Origin of the sequence: Salinibacterium sp. SWN139 (assembly GCF_015864625.1) — a bacterium.
Classification (GTDB): domain Bacteria; phylum Actinomycetota; class Actinomycetes; order Actinomycetales; family Microbacteriaceae; genus Rhodoglobus.
This window is the reverse complement of the sequence record NZ_JADYWV010000001.1, coordinates 601,731-616,971: the sequence shown is the minus strand read 5'-3', so window position 1 is coordinate 616,971 and position 15,241 is coordinate 601,731. Positions and strand designations below refer to the sequence as shown.

General features: G+C 62.8%; 12 protein-coding genes and 1 pseudogene. 4 read left to right on the top strand and 9 right to left on the bottom strand.

Features of this window, described 5'->3' with window-relative positions:
* The first annotated feature begins 104 nt into the window (after nucleotides 1–104).
* Nucleotides 105–1,010 (top strand): annotated as a pseudogene (locus tag I6E74_RS02875) (formylglycine-generating enzyme family protein).
* A gap of 104 nt (nucleotides 1,011–1,114) precedes the next feature.
* Here I6E74_RS02875 and I6E74_RS02870 read toward each other — a convergent pair.
* Nucleotides 1,115–3,241 carry an acyl-CoA dehydrogenase gene (locus I6E74_RS02870; protein WP_197122827.1) on the bottom strand — a complete coding sequence of 709 codons (2,127 nt, stop codon included), beginning with the start codon at nucleotides 3,239–3,241 and terminating at the stop codon, nucleotides 1,115–1,117.
* Between the two features lie 230 nt (nucleotides 3,242–3,471).
* Here I6E74_RS02870 and trxA point away from each other — a divergent pair, with 230 nt between their 5' ends.
* Nucleotides 3,472–3,873 (top strand): thioredoxin, encoded by a 402-nt coding sequence (gene trxA, locus I6E74_RS02865; RefSeq protein ID WP_197122825.1) that lies wholly within the window; start codon nucleotides 3,472–3,474, stop codon nucleotides 3,871–3,873.
* 80 nt (nucleotides 3,874–3,953) lie between these two features.
* Here trxA and I6E74_RS02860 read toward each other — a convergent pair whose 3' ends face one another.
* The 7 genes from I6E74_RS02860 to I6E74_RS02830 form a co-directional block, all read right to left on the bottom strand.
* Nucleotides 3,954–5,021 carry an ABC transporter substrate-binding protein gene (locus tag I6E74_RS02860; protein ID WP_197122823.1) on the bottom strand — a complete coding sequence of 356 codons (1,068 nt, stop codon included), beginning with the start codon at nucleotides 5,019–5,021 and terminating at the stop codon, nucleotides 3,954–3,956.
* 281 nt (nucleotides 5,022–5,302) lie between these two features.
* Entirely contained in the window at nucleotides 5,303–6,313 is a 1,011-nt protein-coding gene (locus tag I6E74_RS02855) for an iron-siderophore ABC transporter substrate-binding protein (protein WP_197122821.1), read from the bottom strand.
* Nucleotides 6,314–6,389: 76 nt separating this feature from the next.
* The gene (locus tag I6E74_RS02850; RefSeq protein WP_197122819.1) at nucleotides 6,390–7,202 is read right to left on the bottom strand and encodes an ABC transporter ATP-binding protein; all 813 of its coding nucleotides are present in this window, start codon (nucleotides 7,200–7,202) and stop codon (nucleotides 6,390–6,392) included.
* Complete coding sequence (locus I6E74_RS02845) at nucleotides 7,199–8,191, bottom strand: iron chelate uptake ABC transporter family permease subunit (protein ID WP_197122817.1); 993 nt, start codon at nucleotides 8,189–8,191, stop codon at nucleotides 7,199–7,201. The genes I6E74_RS02850 and I6E74_RS02845 overlap by 4 nt, the downstream gene beginning before the upstream one ends.
* Entirely contained in the window at nucleotides 8,188–9,225 is a 1,038-nt protein-coding gene (locus I6E74_RS02840) for an iron ABC transporter permease (RefSeq protein ID WP_197122815.1), read from the bottom strand. The genes I6E74_RS02845 and I6E74_RS02840 overlap by 4 nt, the downstream gene beginning before the upstream one ends.
* A 21-nt stretch (nucleotides 9,226–9,246) precedes the next feature.
* Nucleotides 9,247–10,200, bottom strand: coding sequence for a siderophore-interacting protein (locus tag I6E74_RS02835; RefSeq protein ID WP_197122813.1), 954 nt, complete (start codon nucleotides 10,198–10,200; stop codon nucleotides 9,247–9,249).
* Between the two features lie 105 nt (nucleotides 10,201–10,305).
* Nucleotides 10,306–10,992, bottom strand: a complete 687-nt coding sequence (locus tag I6E74_RS02830) for a DUF2202 domain-containing protein (RefSeq protein WP_197122811.1) — start codon at nucleotides 10,990–10,992, stop codon at nucleotides 10,306–10,308.
* Nucleotides 10,993–11,110: 118 nt separating this feature from the next.
* Between I6E74_RS02830 and I6E74_RS02825 the strand changes: the two genes are divergently transcribed.
* Nucleotides 11,111–11,803 carry a response regulator transcription factor gene (locus I6E74_RS02825; RefSeq protein ID WP_197122810.1) on the top strand — a complete coding sequence of 231 codons (693 nt, stop codon included), beginning with the start codon at nucleotides 11,111–11,113 and terminating at the stop codon, nucleotides 11,801–11,803.
* Nucleotides 11,800–13,161: a cell wall metabolism sensor histidine kinase WalK gene (locus I6E74_RS02820; protein WP_197122808.1), complete on the top strand. Its 1,362-nt coding sequence runs from the start codon at nucleotides 11,800–11,802 to the stop codon at nucleotides 13,159–13,161. Before I6E74_RS02825 ends, I6E74_RS02820 begins: the two co-directional genes overlap by 4 nt.
* Here the strand turns inward: I6E74_RS02820 and recQ are convergent.
* On the bottom strand, nucleotides 13,158–15,233 hold the full coding sequence (gene recQ / locus I6E74_RS02815) for a DNA helicase RecQ (protein ID WP_197122806.1): 2,076 nt from the start codon (nucleotides 15,231–15,233) through the stop codon (nucleotides 13,158–13,160). The genes I6E74_RS02820 and recQ overlap by 4 nt on opposite strands.
* Nucleotides 15,234–15,241: the final 8 nt, after the last annotated feature.

Sequence of the window (15,241 nt, the reverse complement as noted above, 5' to 3'; positions counted from 1 at the left end):
AGGGATACCGATTTCGCTCGATGGGCACGACTGAAAACAAAATATTCAAGAACACCGTCGCGCGGTACCGCACCCTCCACCGCAGCAATATGCCGGAAGGGTGGATGATACAACGAGTTCAAGCTGCGGAGACAACTGCACGTGCACACCTCATCGAGCAAGCTACCGTCCCCGCCGGAACTTTTGTGATGGGCGATTCGTCGGGTGACCGCAACGAAGCCGATGGCGAAGTGCCGCAACATCCGGTGACCGTCGACGCTTTTTCGATCGATGTCACGAGCGTCACCAATGATGACTTCGCCCGTTTCGTGGATGCCACCGGCTACCTCACCGAGGCAGAAACTTTTGGTTACTCCGCGGTGTTCCACCTCGCGGTCGATGCCCCCGCAGAAGACATTATGGGGCAGGCCGCAGGGGCACCGTGGTGGTTCGGCGTCAACGGTGCCGGCTGGAAGCACCCCGGCGGGCGCAACAGCTCCATCGATGGTTTAGGCGATCATCCGGTAACTCACGTCAGCTTCAATGACGCCGAAGCCTATTGCGCCTGGGCTGGCCGACGCCTGCCTACCGAAGCGGAATGGGATTATGCTTCCCGCGGTGGGCTCGATCAAGCCAAGCACCCGTGGGGCGATGACGAAATGGATGCTGGCGGCTGGCGCACCAACATCTTCCAGGGTGATTTCCCCCGCACCAATACCCTCGACGACGGATACCTCACTACCGCGCCCGTGCGCAGCTTCGAGCCCAACGGCTAGGGACTTTTCCAAACGGTCGGCAATGTTTGGGAATGGTGCGCCGACTGATACGACGCTCGCTATTACGCGACGCTCGCTGTCGACTCCCCCACCGAGAACCCGGTCGGCCCCCGTGTGGGCACCGTACGAGTGCTGCGCGGCGGCAGCTACCTGTGTCACATCTCCTACTGCAACCGGTACCGCAACTCGGCTCGCTCGCAGAACACGCCAGATTCTTCGATGGGTAACGCCGGGTTTCGCACCGTCTCGCTGTAACTCGAGCGGCTGAAAGACACGAATAGCCGTGAGACGGAGCACGAGAAAAGGCTGCCGCCCCACACCTGCTGTGGGACGGCAGCCTTTTCTGCCAAGCAGCGCTGTTAGCGGCGCTTCTTCTGCTTCAGGTCCTTCTCGTGCACGGGCTCTTCGCCCGACTCCCGGCGCGCGGCGTAGTAGTCGCGAGCCTCGTTCTGGCGCTTGGCTTCGATGCCCGAGGCGATCGGTGCGCGCACCAGCTCGTCGGTCAGACCGAACGCGGCCACGAGATCCAGAGCTTGCGGACGCAAACGCGGCAACAGACGGTCATCGATGTAGTCGGTGATGGCTTGAGCGCGGTTCGTGGAGATGCGCCCGTGCATGAGGTACCAGGCCAAGTTCTTCTCGATGAGCGTGAAGCCGAAGAGGTCGCGCAGCCACGTCATGACCTGAGCGGTGTCCTTGTCTTTGATCTTCTCAATAGCGCGAGTGAACGCTTCCCACTGCAGCAGCTCGCCGTGCGCGTACGCGGTCAAGATGAGCTGGTTCTGGTGGCTGTTGAAGAGAGCGGCAGCCTCAGCCTTCGGAAGCTTGCTGGCCGGACGCAACTTGCCCGCGACATCCGCCACCATCGTTTCGACGCGGTCGGTGAGCAGCTGGCGCTGGGAGTCTGTGTCGCGAACGTAGCCGATCGAGCGGGCGGTGGAACCGAAGTCCACCACGTTCTGAGCGAAGCGGCGAAGACCCGTGCGATTGACGGCAGCTTCGTTGACCTGATCGGCAACGTAGTGAGCCATCGCGCCAGCATCCGCCCCCGCAAATTTGCGCGAGTAATCGGTGAGCAGGCGCTTAGCCACGAGCTGAAGCAGCACGTTGTTATCGCCCTCGAAGGTGGCATAAACGTCGAGGTCAGCGCGCATCTGCGTGAGACGGTTCTCGGCCATAAAGCCCGAACCGCCGCAAGCCTCGCGAGCCTCCTGCAGAGTGTCGAGGGCCGCCCACGTGCTGAGCGGCTTGAGCGCCGCCGCGATCGTTTCGAGATCCTGACGGTCAGCATCGGTGTCGGTGCGGCCCGAGAAAACGCCATCGAACTTGTCGAGGAACTCCTCGTGCGCGAACGACATCGCGTAGGTCTGAGCCAGGCGCGGCAGCAGGCGACGCTGGTGACGCTGGTAGTCCAGAATCACTTCTTCGTTCGTGCTGCTGGATGCCGTGAACTGGCGGCGTTCCGAGCCGTACTTGATGGCAATGTTCAGAGCCAGCTTGCTCGCGAGCACCGCGGCGCCATCGAGCGAAACGCGGCCCTGCACGAGCGTGCCGAGCATCGTGAAGAAGCGACGGCCGGGGCTGTCGATGTCGGAGGTGTATTCGCCGTTCTCGTCAACGTTGCCGTAGCGGTTGAGGAGGTTGGTGCGAGGAACGCGAACGTGGTCGAAGTGAAGACGACCGTTGTCGATTCCGTTCAGACCACCCTTGAGGCCATCGTCTTCGGTCGAGATTCCGGGAAGTGCGCCGTTATCGTCGCGCAGCGGAACGTAGAACGCGTGAACGCCGTGGTTGACGTCCTTGGTGATGAGCTGGGCGAAGACCGTTGCTGCCTTGCCGTGAAGTGCTGCGTTGCCGAGGTATTCCTTCCACGCCGCGCGGAAAGGGGTGTTGATGACGAACTCGTCGGTGTCGGGGTCGTAGGTCGCGGTCGTGGCGATGCTCGCGACATCCGAACCGTGGCCGATTTCGGTCATCGCGAACGCGCCGGGAGTCTTGAGGCTCATGATGTCGGGCAGCCACTTGTCGTGGTGCTCCTTCGTGCCGAGGTGAACGACGGCAGAACCAAAGAGGCCCCACTGCACGCCAGACTTGATCTGCAGCGACGGGTCGGCCAGAACGGTCTCTTCGAACGCAGCGATGTTGCCGCCGTGGTTGTCGTCGCCGCCGAGCTCAACCGGGAACGCCCGGTGAACTGCTTTGTTATCGACAAGCAGAGAAAGTTGGTGAAGAACACGTTCGCGGTGATCTTCCATCGAAAGGCCGTCAACGCGGTGAAACTCGGGGTTCGACATGAGCGTGCGCGACTCTTTGCGCTCCTTCGCCCACTTGCCGAGAAGGTACTCGCCCAACCACTCGACGTTGATGGCGGGGGCCGTGGCGGCAATATCGGCCGTCGCTGCAGCGGGGGAAGTTGCGGCGTCGTTGGCGGGGGTGGATGACTCCGGCGCCGACTCGGTCGCCGTGTGGTCGTGAACCTGGGTCATGGCTATCTCGATTCTCAAAAGTTCGGTAATCACACGCTACGACTGCCGCGCGCGGGCTCAAAGTGCCTCGTGCACCATCAATGAAGCGAACGCCGGACCCACCGCATCCGTTTGTGCGAAACCGCAAAACAGCCGCCGTAGCGTTGTGGGATGTAGTGCGAAACTTGTTCGTCAGGCTTCGGGAATCTTTCTTCAGGCACCGTTGTTGGGCTGCATGAAAGGATGTAACTATGTCGACAATCACTCTCACCTCAGAAGACTTTGGCCAGGCGGTCACTAAAGACGGAATCCTCCTCGTGGATTTCTGGGCCGAATGGTGTGGCCCCTGTAAGCAGTTCGGGCCCATTTATGAAGCCGCAAGCGAAGCCCACCCGGACATCACGTTCGGCAAGGTAGACACCGAAGACCAGCAGGAACTCGCTGGCGCAGCAGGAATCACGTCGATTCCGACGCTCATGGTTTTCCGTGAAGGCGTACTCGTCTTCTCACAGCCCGGAGCGCTCCCCGCTCCCGCTCTCGAGCAGGTTATTGAAGGCGCCAAGAACCTCGACATGGTCGAGGTTCACAAGCAGGTTGCTGAGCAGCAGGCTGCAGCAGCATCAGGCGAAGCGCCTACTGAGCACTCGCACTAACCACTAGCCCCACCGCAGACCACAAAGGCCCCGCCGACGTCACGTCGGCGGGGCCTTTTCTGTGCGTGAACTAAGGCCGCCTACGGAGCACCAATTGAGGCAGCCAGATCTGCCACGAAAGTATCAACTGCCCACGGCACGGAGAGCGCAGTGGGCGCGATCATGCCCAGAGTCGGCTCATTGAGGAATCCCGGATAGTGAATGACCCCGTCAGCCCCCGTAGCACTCGCTTCAACGAACGTTACCCAATAGGGCGCACCGACCGGGTCCCCGATATAAATCAGCACATCGGTGTCGAGCTGTTCGACATCGTCGGCCCATAAGTAGTACACCTTGCCGTTGTCCGATTCTGAGTTGTAGGCGACAGTTGAGTCATCGGCGTAAGTGAAACCGAGTTGCTCGAGGAGAGCCGCGACCGCAGTGTTCGATTTACTGTAGGCAACAGAGCCTCCTTGGGGCGAGACGACCGCGATGGTCTTTCCTGCGAACTCAGGATGCGCCGCAGCGTGCGCCGCCAACGAATCGTCGATAGACGCTAGGTGAGCCTCCGCCTCAGGCACTTGACCAACAATCTGCCCCATCTGGAGGAGGGTTTCGCGCCACGAGTTCGAGGAGCTGAATTCGGGAGAGTCGAGGGCTGACAGCGCTGGGCGGATAGTGGGCGCTACGTCAGGGAGAGCATCATAAAAGGCAAGCCATGACGTCGGATCCATGTCGAACGGATGAAAAGGCAGCGCCGTGACGATAACGTCTGGCGAGACTGCTTCCACATCGGCAAGAGTGTCACCGTCGAGAGGATCGATGGTCGGCACCGCACCGGCGCCGAGCGAGCCGATCGCTTCCTCCTGCCAAGGACCAAGCGAGCCGCCGCCGGAGGCGACCGGCGCAATACCCAGCGCTAGAAGCGAATCCGTCTGCTGAGCACCGAAAGTGAAGATGTGTTCTGGGGCAACTTCGAGCGTAGTTTCACCCCCAGAGTGCACGACCGTAGTGGGGAACGCGGGCGCAGCCGTCTCCGTGGGAGCGGGTCCACCCGCTGGTGCGGCCGTAGGTTCGGGCTCTGCGGGCGGGCTGCAGGCGCCGAGCAGCATGAGCGCCGTTACTCCTACCGCCGCGATGGACACGGTTCTTCTCAACACTGTAGACATCTGCATCCCCTAACGAAAAGTGAGCAAGTTCTCACTTCACGGTAACGAGCGAGGCGCCTACCTGCCCTTCTGGTCCCAAAGTTTGGCCTGATCGTTATCCAGGGGTGGTCGAATTGCCTATCTAGCTATCAGCTCAAAGAGTTAGCGAGGTCGCGCACAAGGGTGTCCGGAGCCCACCGCACCCCAAAGCGCAGTTTGTCGGGCACCCCGGGCGACACAAAAGCGGCCACTGACGTTGATGTCTGTGGCCGCTTTCGAGAGGTGATTCGCGTGGTGGTGCGTTAGTTCAGAGCGCCAGCAATCGCATCCACGAAGCTGTCGATTCCCCAGGGCAGCGAGAGCGCCGTGGGAGGCGACACCGAGGCCACGAGCGACGCACCGTTGACCGCAACGAGACCACCGTTGGCAACGGCCGGGATGCTCTCCGCGTAAGGCTGGCTGGCGAAAGTATCGCCAACTTCATCCGTCTCCGCGTACGCAATCAGCAGGTCGCTATCGAGTTCATCGAGCTTCTCGTAGCTGAGCGTGTAGAAGAAGGTGGAGTCACCGTTCGAGAGGGCGTCAACGGCGGGAGCGCTCTCAAGACCGAGGTCGATTAAGAACTCCACGCGGGGGTCTGCCGGCTTGTAGACGTAGAAGGTTCCACCGACGTCGAAGGTCGCCGCAACGGTCTTGCCCTCAAACTCGGGATGCTCGGCCGCCTTCTCGGCGACGAGAGCGTCGATGTTGGCGAGCACGTCATCCGCGGCAGCAGTCTTGCCGAGGGCGATGCCCGTAGTGCTGATCACGTCGCGCCACGGGGTAGCCCACGGCAGCTCGGGGTACGCAACGACGGGAGCGATCTCACTGAGGAGGTCGTACTGCTCCTCGGTGATTCCCGAGTAGGTTGCGAGGATCAAGTCGGGAGCGGCTTCCGCGATCTGTTCATAAGCGGGAGCATCCGTGGTCGCAGGGACAATGATGGGGTCGTCGCCACCGAGTTCGGCGAGAGCATCCGCTGCCCACGGCAGCACGCCGTTCTCATCGCCACCGTAGTTTTGCGCTTCCATGCCAACCGGAACGACGCCGAGAGCGAGAACGGCGTCGCCGCTGCCCCAGCCGAGAGTGAGCACGCGCTGCGGTTCGCTCTCGATGACCGTTTCACCGAAGGCGTGCTCGATCGTGACGGGGAATGCGTCGGAGGCTGCGGGCGCATCCGTTTCATCTTCGGACGTTGAAGCGGCACAACCGCTCAACGCGATGAGGGCGGCAGTGGCCGCAGCGAAAGCTGCAAGGCGGGAACGGCGTGACATTGATCTCCTCGATCGAACCATAGGTACAGAGTAAGGATAGGCTTACCTAATAGCGTTGCGCAAGCGATAACGCAAGCTAGCGACGCCCCAGTGGGATCACCATTGGTGAGCCAGAAACCGGATCGGCCATAATCTGAGCCTCGAGCCCGAACGCCTCGCGCATCCGCTCTGCTGTAACCACCTCGGCAGGGGTGCCCTCCGCGATGATCTGCCCCTCGCACATGAGGATCATGTGCTCGGCATAGCGCGCGGCCAAGTTGAGTTCATGCAGCACCATCACGATGGTGGTGCCTCGCTCACGATTGAGAGTGGCAAGCACGTCGAGCGCATCGAGCTGATGGCGCACATCCAAGAATGTGGTGGGTTCGTCGAGCAGCAGAATGTCGGGATCCTGGCTCAGGGCCATCGCTATCCAGACCCGCTGGCGCTGCCCACCCGAGAGCTCCTCGATGCGCCGCGATGCCAACTGGGCGGTGTCGGTCGCTTTGAGCGCGTGCTCGACAGCCGCCTCATCCGCCGCGGACCACTGCTGAAACCAACCCTGATGCGGGTAGCGCCCACGAGCCACGAGGTCACGAACCGTGATGCCTTCCGGCGCAATCGGCGACTGTGGCAAAATGCCCACAACTTGCGCAACCTCTTTCGATGGCATCGAGTGGATGTCGCGGCCGTCGAGCATCACGTGACCCGACGCCGGTCGCAGCAAGCGCGACAGCCCGCGCAGCAGTGTCGACTTGCCGCAGGCATTGGCGCCCACGATCACGGTCACCGTGCCGTCGGGGATCGTGACGCTCACGTTCGACACAATGTCGCGGCCGCCGTAGTTGAGGGTCACGTTGTCGGCGCGCAGTTCGTGCGGTGGGCGCTGGGGTGTGTCAGCTGGGGTCACGATGCACGTCCTTCGCGGTTGGTGGTGGAGATAAGCCACAACAGGTACGGGGCACCCACGATGCCGGTGACGATTCCGGTGGGCACTTGGGTTCCGGTGGTGATGAAATGCTGGGCGACAAAGTCGGCGCCGAGAACGAGCACGATCGCGACAAGAGCGCTGGGGACGAGCGCGAGGCCTCCCCCGCGCACCAAGCGCCGAGCGATCGGGGCGGAGACGAAAGCGACAAACGCGAGCGGTCCTACGAGGGCGGTGGCGATCGCGACGAGAGCTACCGCGACGATGATGAGCGCCAGCCGCGAGCGTTGCACGGAGACGCCAAGGCCCGCAGCAAGATCATCGCCGAGCTGGAGCATCCGCAGCTTCGATGCCAGCAGAAAGACCGCGGGCAGCAGGATGGCGAGGCTGACAGCCATGATGAGGATGTCGTCCCAACTGGCTCCGCCGAGCCCGCCGACCATCCACACGAGAGCTTGTTGCGCGTCGCGCACGTCGCCGCGAGTGATGAGATAACCCAGCAACGATTGCGCCATGAAGGCGATGCCGACGCCAATGAGTACGAAGCGCATGCCGTTCATGCCCGAGCGCCACGAGAGCAGGTAGATCGTGAATGCCACGAGCAGCGCGCCCCCGAGCGCGGAGAGTGACACAACGAGTCCGGTGGCTCCGAAGACGAGCAGGCTCAGCACGGCGGCGACACTCGCTCCCCCGCTGATGCCGATGATGTCGGGGCTCGCAAGTGGGTTGCGCAGCAGGCTCTGGAACAGGGCGCCAGCGAGGCCGAACCCGACAGCAACCAGCACGGCAAGGAGCACTCGCGGCAGCCGCAACTTGAAGACAATGAACTGGTCGGATGAGGTGCCGCCGCCAAATAGCGTCGCGATCAGGTTGGGCAGAGTGAGCGTATATGCTCCCACCGTAATACTGACGAGGATGAGTGTCAGAGCAATCACCGCGAGAACGATAGAGACGCGCCACGTGCGGGTCATAGCCCGGCCAACTTCACTCGGCGCACGAGGGCGATCATGACGGGCGCACCGATGATGGCAACGACGAGACCCGCTTCGAGCTCGGAAGGTGCGACCACAAGACGGCCCACGATGTCAGCGATGAGCAGCAGACTCGGGCCGACGATCGCGGAGACCGCAATGATCCAGCGGTAGTCAGGGCCCGTGAAAGGGCGCACGATGTGGGGCACAACGAGACCGACGAAAACGATAGGGCCGGCAAGCGCGGTGGCGGATCCACAAAGCAGAACGACGGCTCCGGCAGCGACCGCCCGAGCAACGTAGACCCGTTGACCGAGGCCCCGGGCGAGGTCATCTCCGAGGGCGACAAGGTTGAGCATCCGCCCCGAAATAATCGCGAGGAGTGCGCCCGCGACAACGAACCCGATCGTGAGGCGCACGGCCTCAAGGTCGCGACTGGCGAGCGACCCGACCGACCAGAAGCGGAAGGTATTGAGGGTGTCGGTGTCGGAAATCAGCACGAGTGAGATGACGGAAGTGATGCCGGCGGTGACGGCTGTTCCGGCAAGAACGAGCTTGACCGGCGTTGCGCCTTCTCTGCCGAGGGAGCCGACCGCATAGACGGTGGCGGCAGCGCCCGCGGCTCCGGCAAAGGCGAACCAGATGTAGCCGGTGGGGTTGGTGATCGACAGCACGCTGATCGCGAAGACAACCGCGAGTGAGGCGCCCGCGTTGACGCCGAGAAGGCCGGGGTCGGCGAGCGGGTTGCGGGTGACGCCCTGCATGACAGCCCCGGCGACGCCGAGAGAGAGCCCAGCGAGCAAGCCGACGATCGTGCGCGGCAACCGAAGCTCGCGAATTACGAGCTGATCGTTGTTGCCCGCCTCGGGGTCGAAAAGCGCCTGCCAGATTTGCGAAAACTCCACGCCGCGAGCGCCGAGCGCGAGACTCAGCACAAGCACAACCGCGAGCAAACCGAGGGCCGAGCCGAGAGCGATCCAGCGCCGAGTGCGGAGGCTCAGCCGTGCGCGCGAAGCCGAGGCGGTCTGGGTCATGGTCGGGGGCGGTGCTGCGAGCTACTGAGCTTCGGACTTGCCGAGACGCCAGTACCCCATGAACGCAACCTGCTTGCGGTCAACACCGGTCTCGCTCACAAGAAAGCGGCGCAACAGTTTGATGGTGCAGGCTTCGGCGGCAAGCCAGGCATAGAAGTGCTTTCCGGATGCCTCCCCCGGCGAATCCCAGAGAAGCTCGGTATCCACGTCGATATCACCGAGTGGTTGCGCGGCTGGCGAGAGTGCGGGTAACACGAGTGCGGCGTTGGCTTTCGTCCACGCCCGAACGGCGGGGTCGAGCGCGGAGCCTGCGGGCTGCGTTCCCCGCGGAAGCCACGTGAGGTGGCAGTTGCTCGTGAGGTTCAGGGGCGGCTGGTCTGCGGCATCCGGGATCTCGATGAAGGCGTGAGCCTGCACGCTGGGGTCGAGGCGTTCAAGGATGTTGCAGATGGCGGGCGCAGATGTTTCATCGCCGGCCAGAAGCACGGTGCGGGCGGGGCCAGGGTGCCAGTCAATACCGATGCCCGAATGGATGCTCGCCGCGTCAGGCCCGACGATGACGACCTCGTCACCGGCTGTTGCGTTCGCGAGCCAGTGTCCGGCGGGGCCGTTGGCGCCGTGGAAGACCATGTCGACGTCGATCTCGCGGAGCTCGGGACGCACGGCACGGATTGTATAAGTGCGAAACGGGTTGCGGGCCTCATCAGGCAGCGCACGCCAGCGGGCGTACCAGGTGCCCTCGGCGATGGTCTGCGGATCGTGCGCGCCGATGTCGCTCAGGCCAATGCCCGGCAGCGGAAAAACGATCTTGATTCGCTGGTCAAAGCCGTCAGTGCCGAAGGTCTCGAACTCAGCGCCCGTGAAGGTGACGCGCCTAAAGTGGGGCGAAAGCTCACGGATGCGCTCAACGCGGGCGGCGAATGGTCGATAGCCCGGTCGGGCATCCTTTGCAGTCTCGCGCTCCAAGGTAAGCATTACCTAAGTATGGCATACCTAACCTGAGACACACAGGGCCAGCTGCACCTGACGAGACGCCCACCCTCGAACGCGTCCCGCGAGTTCAGCACGCGCGCCACCTGATCAACCGCCAAACGCAGCCAGGTGCTTTTCGGATGCCGCGAGCAGTCGTTCGTAGACGACGATTACGTCAGGCGCCGTCGCGTCATCCGCTGCGGCTGCAAGGTCTCGGATATCGGTCTCTTCCACCGTGCGAGCTGCTTCGTAGGCACCATCTCGGCTCTCGGAACCTTGCGCGAGGAGTGAATTATAGAGCTCCTGCATGCTCTCCGAATCGAATTCGCCCACGGCTTGCCCAACGGTGGGGTCGGACAGCTCATAGCGTTCGAGTAGCGTCTGCACTGCCGACAGGTGGTTGCTCTCAGCATTAGCGATGTTGTCAAAGACCTTGTCGCCATAGAGATCACCGAACGCGATGTACAGATCGTGAGCGACCTTCTCTTCTTCGGCCATCAGCGAGAGCGTCGCTTCTTGTTCGCCCGTCAGCGTGCCACTGTCGAGGGTGCTTTCGCCCATCTCTTCGCCGTCGGCTCCGTGGCCGTTTTGGCCGCCACGTTCCGATCGCGACGAGTTCGCGCCTTCACCCATGGTGCGATCTGACCGTTCCAGAGAGTGGCTGCTTTGACCAGACCCCGCGGATGTCGCGACGCGGCCCATTTTCGTGCCGACAGCAAAACTGGCGCCGGCTACGAGAGTGACGGCGAGTACGCCGCCGATGATCGAGGTGGTGATGATGGTTGCCTTGCGCATGTGGTGCTCCTGTTCCTTGTGTAGAGGTACACAGTGCGCTCACGATGTGCAGGTCACGATGCGGTCGTGTGGAGATGGTGTGGAGACTGCATTTTCGCGTCGTGGAATAAGGTGAGGTATGCCAACTGTGCTGGTCGTCGAAGATGAACGGGACATCCGCGAGGTGCTCCGCCGCTATCTTGAACGCGCCGGATTTTCGGTGCTCACGACGGGCTCGGGTGCCGAAGCGCTCAAGTTGTTTGCCTCAGCTGATCTCGTGCTGCTCGATCTCGGACTGCCCGATATCGAGGGCACCGACCTGCTTCGTGAGATTAAGGCTCTCGGCAAGCTTCCTGTGATTGTCTTGACCGCTCGAAGCAGCACCGAGGAACGCATCCGTGGTCTGGAGCTCGGGGCCGATGACTATGTCACGAAACCGTTCAGCCCCCATGAAGTTGTTTTGCGCGTTCAGGCGGTGCTGAACCGCCGCGGTGGCTCGAGTGATGACAACGACATTGCTACCTTCGGCGGCAACCGACTACGAATTGATGAAGGCTCCCACCGAGCGTGGTTGGATGACGTGGAACTCGATCTGACTCCCACCGAGTGGGGGCTATTGTCTGCGATCGCCGCAGCCGCTGGCCGAGTCTATTCTCGCTACGAGTTGGTGAATCGGGTGCGTGGCTACGAATACGAAGGCTACGAACGCACTATCGATTCCCACATTAAGAACCTTCGCCGCAAGCTCGGAGCTGACGGGGCACAGGTCGTCGAAACCGTGCTCGGTGTTGGTTATCGTTTGGGGTTCACTCGGGATGAGGTGCGACGATGACCCGCGGCTCCGGTCTTAATCTCTTGGGACTCGGCGCCCTCGGCACTCGCATTCTCCTCGCCTTCGTTGCCGTTGCCGTCTCCACCGTGCTGGTGCTCGCGGCCGCAGCCCTCATCGGAGTCGACCGTGGAGTGCAAGCCGGCGAACAGGCCGATCGGCAAGAGGTCGCCGACTCCATCGCCACTACTGCGGCCGAGGCGTACCAGCGTGCGGGAAGCTGGGATGATGCCGACCTCGCCCGCGCCGTTCGAACCGGCGAAGCGGCATCCGCTCGCCTCGTGATCCTGGATGCGGCCGGAACGACGGTGATCTCGAGCGGAGTTCCCAACGAGAATTCGCCAGGCGGAGGTGGGGCGCTGAGCTCCTCTGCCAGCGTCGCCGAGATCACCGTTGATGGCGCGTCGGTGGGCACTGTGCGCGTTGCGCTCTCCGCTGCGACCTCGTCTCGCGTGCTCGATATAGCGTGGAAATGGATTGTGATTGCCGGGCTAGTGGCCCTCGCTATCGCGTTCGCAGCCAGCTGGCTTGTCACCCGGTTTCTTGTCGGCCCGCTCCACACAGTGACGGATGCCGCACGCGCGTTCACCGCAGGCAACCGCACGTCGCGGGTCGCGGGCAACGCTCCGGGAGAGCTCGGTGAACTCGCCGCCGCGTTCAACGGGATGGCTAATGAAGTCGCGCGCTCAGAACGGGACCGTCGCAATCTCACCGCCGATGTCGCCCACGAATTACGAACTCCCCTTGCTGCGCTCCAAGCGGGCCTCGAAGAACTTCGCGACGGATTGATTGCCCCCGATGCTGAAAGGCTTGCTGCGCTGCACGATCAATCGCTCAGGCTCGGACGCATCGTTGCGGACCTTGCCGAATTATCTGCCGCCGAAACCGCCGGGGCTCTGCCCCACGAGAGCCGAGTGGATCTGGCTCAGATTTCCCAAGAAGAGTTGGCCTTGCATGACGCCCAACTTCGAGCGGCCGGGCTTCACGTCATCACCAATCTTCCCGAGCCAGTGTTTGTGCAGGGCGATGCCGACCGGCTTCATCAGGCGGTCGGCAACGTTATCGCCAATGCTGTGCGCTATTGCCGCGACGACGACTCGCTGACGGTTGCGCTGGCCATGCAGGGTGACGAGGCGGTACTCACGATTTCTGATACCGGCCCCGGCATCCCCGTGGACGATCTGCCCTACGTTTTCGATCGGCTCTGGCGGGGCACCGCAGCCCGCGACGTTTCCGGTTCCGGTATCGGCCTCGCGGTCGTGCGCGAGGTTGTCGCACAGCACGGAGGCAGCGCCGAAGTCGAGTCTGCTCTCGGAGAAGGAACCCGGATCATCATCCGGCTCCCCCTCGCAACGGCCTAAAACTCAGGCGGCCCGTCATAGGGAGCGTCATCATCCGAGTAGAACGGGATGTCGTTCTCGTCGCCGGGAACGGATGCTGCCGGGGCGGGCGTTTGGCGCTGGGCCGGTCGAGAAGCAGTCGACTTGGATGTGGCAGGCCGAGATGCCGCTGGGCGAGATTGGCGTGACGGCGCGGAAGTCGACGCGCCAGTAGCGGGCGCGGCAGCAAAGGCCGGCGAAGCGGCAGCCGCCGGCGCCGCAGCAGCAACCTCGGGCGATTCCCCCGCAACAACCGCGAGCACGGCAGCGCCGTACGTCTCGAGCTTCTTCTCGCCAACACCGCTGATCTCCGACAGCTCGGCCAACGACTCTGGTTTGGTGACGGCAATGCCGCGCAGCGTGGCATCCGCGAACACGACGTACGCGGGCACGCCGTTATCGCGCGCAACTCCCGAACGCCAAGTGCGCAAGTTCTCGAACAGATCGGTCGCCGAGGCGGGCAGGTCGGTCATAACCTTGCGCTTCGCCGCACCGCCGCTGGCACCCGAACCGCGGGCCTTGCGCGGCGCTTCCTTGCGCAGCTTCACGGTGCGGTCGCCGCTCAGCACCGACGCACTTTCGGGCGTGATCGCGAGCGTGCCGTACTCCCCCTGCACCGTCAGCAGAGACTGCGCGAGTAGTTGCCGCACGACCGAGCGCCAGTCTTGCTCCGAGACATCCGAACCGATACCGAAGGTCGCGAGGTCGTCGTGACGTTGCTGCGTAACGCGCGGCGTGGTCTTGCCAATGAGGATATCGACCAGGTGCCCAGCGCCAAACTTTTGGTTGCGCTCTCGCTCCAGTCGCACAATCGTGGACATTAGCTTTTGGGCCGCAACAGTGCCATCCCACGACTCCGGCGGAGACAGGCAGGTATCGCAATTGCCACACGCCGTGGACTCTTGGCCGAAGTAACCAAGCAACTGCACACGACGGCACTCGACGGTTTCGCACAGGGCGAGCATCGCATCGAGGTGCGCGCTCAGGTTGCGACGGTGAGCCAGGTCGCCACCCGACTGATCGATCATGCGGCGCTGCTGCATGACATCCTGCAAGCCGTAGGCCAACCACGCGGTCGCAGGCAGACCGTCACGACCGGCACGACCCGTCTCTTGGTAGTAGCCCTCGACGCTCTTGGGCAGGTCGAGGTGCGCGACGAAACGCACGTCGGGCTTGTCGATACCCATGCCGAACGCGATCGTTGCAACCATCACCATGCCCTCTTCGCGCAAGAAGCGGCTCTGGTTGCTGGCACGAATCTTGGAATCGAGACCCGCGTGATACGGCAGCGCGGGGATGCCGTTCTCGACCAAGAACTGCGCCGTCTTCTCAACCGAGGCGCGTGACAGGCAGTACACGATTCCAGCATCGCCCGAATGTTCTGTGTTCAGCAGCGTGAGCAATTGCTGCAGCGGCTGCGCCTTCGCTTCAATGCGGTACTGGATGTTGGGCCGGTCAAAACTAGAAACATACTGAGTGGCGTCAGTGAGCTTCAGTCGCTGGGCGATCTCTTTGCGAGTGGCTTCGGTCGCGGTCGCGGTGAGCGCGATGCGCGGGACGCTCGGCCACAGGTCATGCAACACATCGAGCTGCAGGTAGTCGGGGCGAAAGTCGTGGCCCCACTGCGACACACAGTGCGCCTCGTCGATGGCGAAGAGCCCGATCTGGCCCTGCTTGAGCAGTGACACGGTGGACGAGACGCGGAGGCGCTCGGGCGCGAGGTAGAGCAAATCCAGCTCGCCAGCCCGGTACGCGTTTTCGACGCGAGTGCGCTCGTCGGCGGACTGGGTGGAGTTGAGAAACTCGGCACGCGCGCCGACGGCGGCGAGGGCATCCACTTGATCTTGCATCAGGGCAATGAGGGGCGAAATGACAACGCCAGTGCCCTCGCGAACGAGCGCCGGAATTTGGTAACACAGCGACTTGCCGCCGCCGGTAGGCATGAGCACGAGGGCGTCACGGCCCTGCACGATGGTGTCGATAATCTCGCCCTGCTGCCCCCGGAACGAGTCGTAACCGAACGTGGACTCAAGAACAGACTGGGCAGACACCATGCCGAGAA

What these genes read in the sequence shown, in the direction of transcription:
- I6E74_RS02845 (WP_197122817.1), bottom strand. Translation starts at nt 8,191, where the DNA reads ATGACCCGCACGTGGCGCGTCTCTATCGTTCTCGCGGTGATTGCTCTG.
- trxA (WP_197122825.1), top strand. Translation starts at nt 3,472, where the DNA reads ATGTCGACAATCACTCTCACCTCAGAAGACTTTGGCCAGGCGGTCACT.
- I6E74_RS02835 (WP_197122813.1), bottom strand. Translation starts at nt 10,200, where the DNA reads ATGCTTACCTTGGAGCGCGAGACTGCAAAGGATGCCCGACCGGGCTAT.
- I6E74_RS02860 (WP_197122823.1), bottom strand. Translation starts at nt 5,021, where the DNA reads ATGTCTACAGTGTTGAGAAGAACCGTGTCCATCGCGGCGGTAGGAGTA.
- recQ (WP_197122806.1), bottom strand. Translation starts at nt 15,233, where the DNA reads ATGGTGTCTGCCCAGTCTGTTCTTGAGTCCACGTTCGGTTACGACTCG.
- I6E74_RS02830 (WP_197122811.1), bottom strand. Translation starts at nt 10,992, where the DNA reads ATGCGCAAGGCAACCATCATCACCACCTCGATCATCGGCGGCGTACTC.
- I6E74_RS02855 (WP_197122821.1), bottom strand. Translation starts at nt 6,313, where the DNA reads ATGTCACGCCGTTCCCGCCTTGCAGCTTTCGCTGCGGCCACTGCCGCC.
- I6E74_RS02825 (WP_197122810.1), top strand. Translation starts at nt 11,111, where the DNA reads ATGCCAACTGTGCTGGTCGTCGAAGATGAACGGGACATCCGCGAGGTG.
- I6E74_RS02870 (WP_197122827.1), bottom strand. Translation starts at nt 3,241, where the DNA reads ATGACCCAGGTTCACGACCACACGGCGACCGAGTCGGCGCCGGAGTCA.
- I6E74_RS02840 (WP_197122815.1), bottom strand. Translation starts at nt 9,225, where the DNA reads ATGACCCAGACCGCCTCGGCTTCGCGCGCACGGCTGAGCCTCCGCACT.
- I6E74_RS02820 (WP_197122808.1), top strand. Translation starts at nt 11,800, where the DNA reads ATGACCCGCGGCTCCGGTCTTAATCTCTTGGGACTCGGCGCCCTCGGC.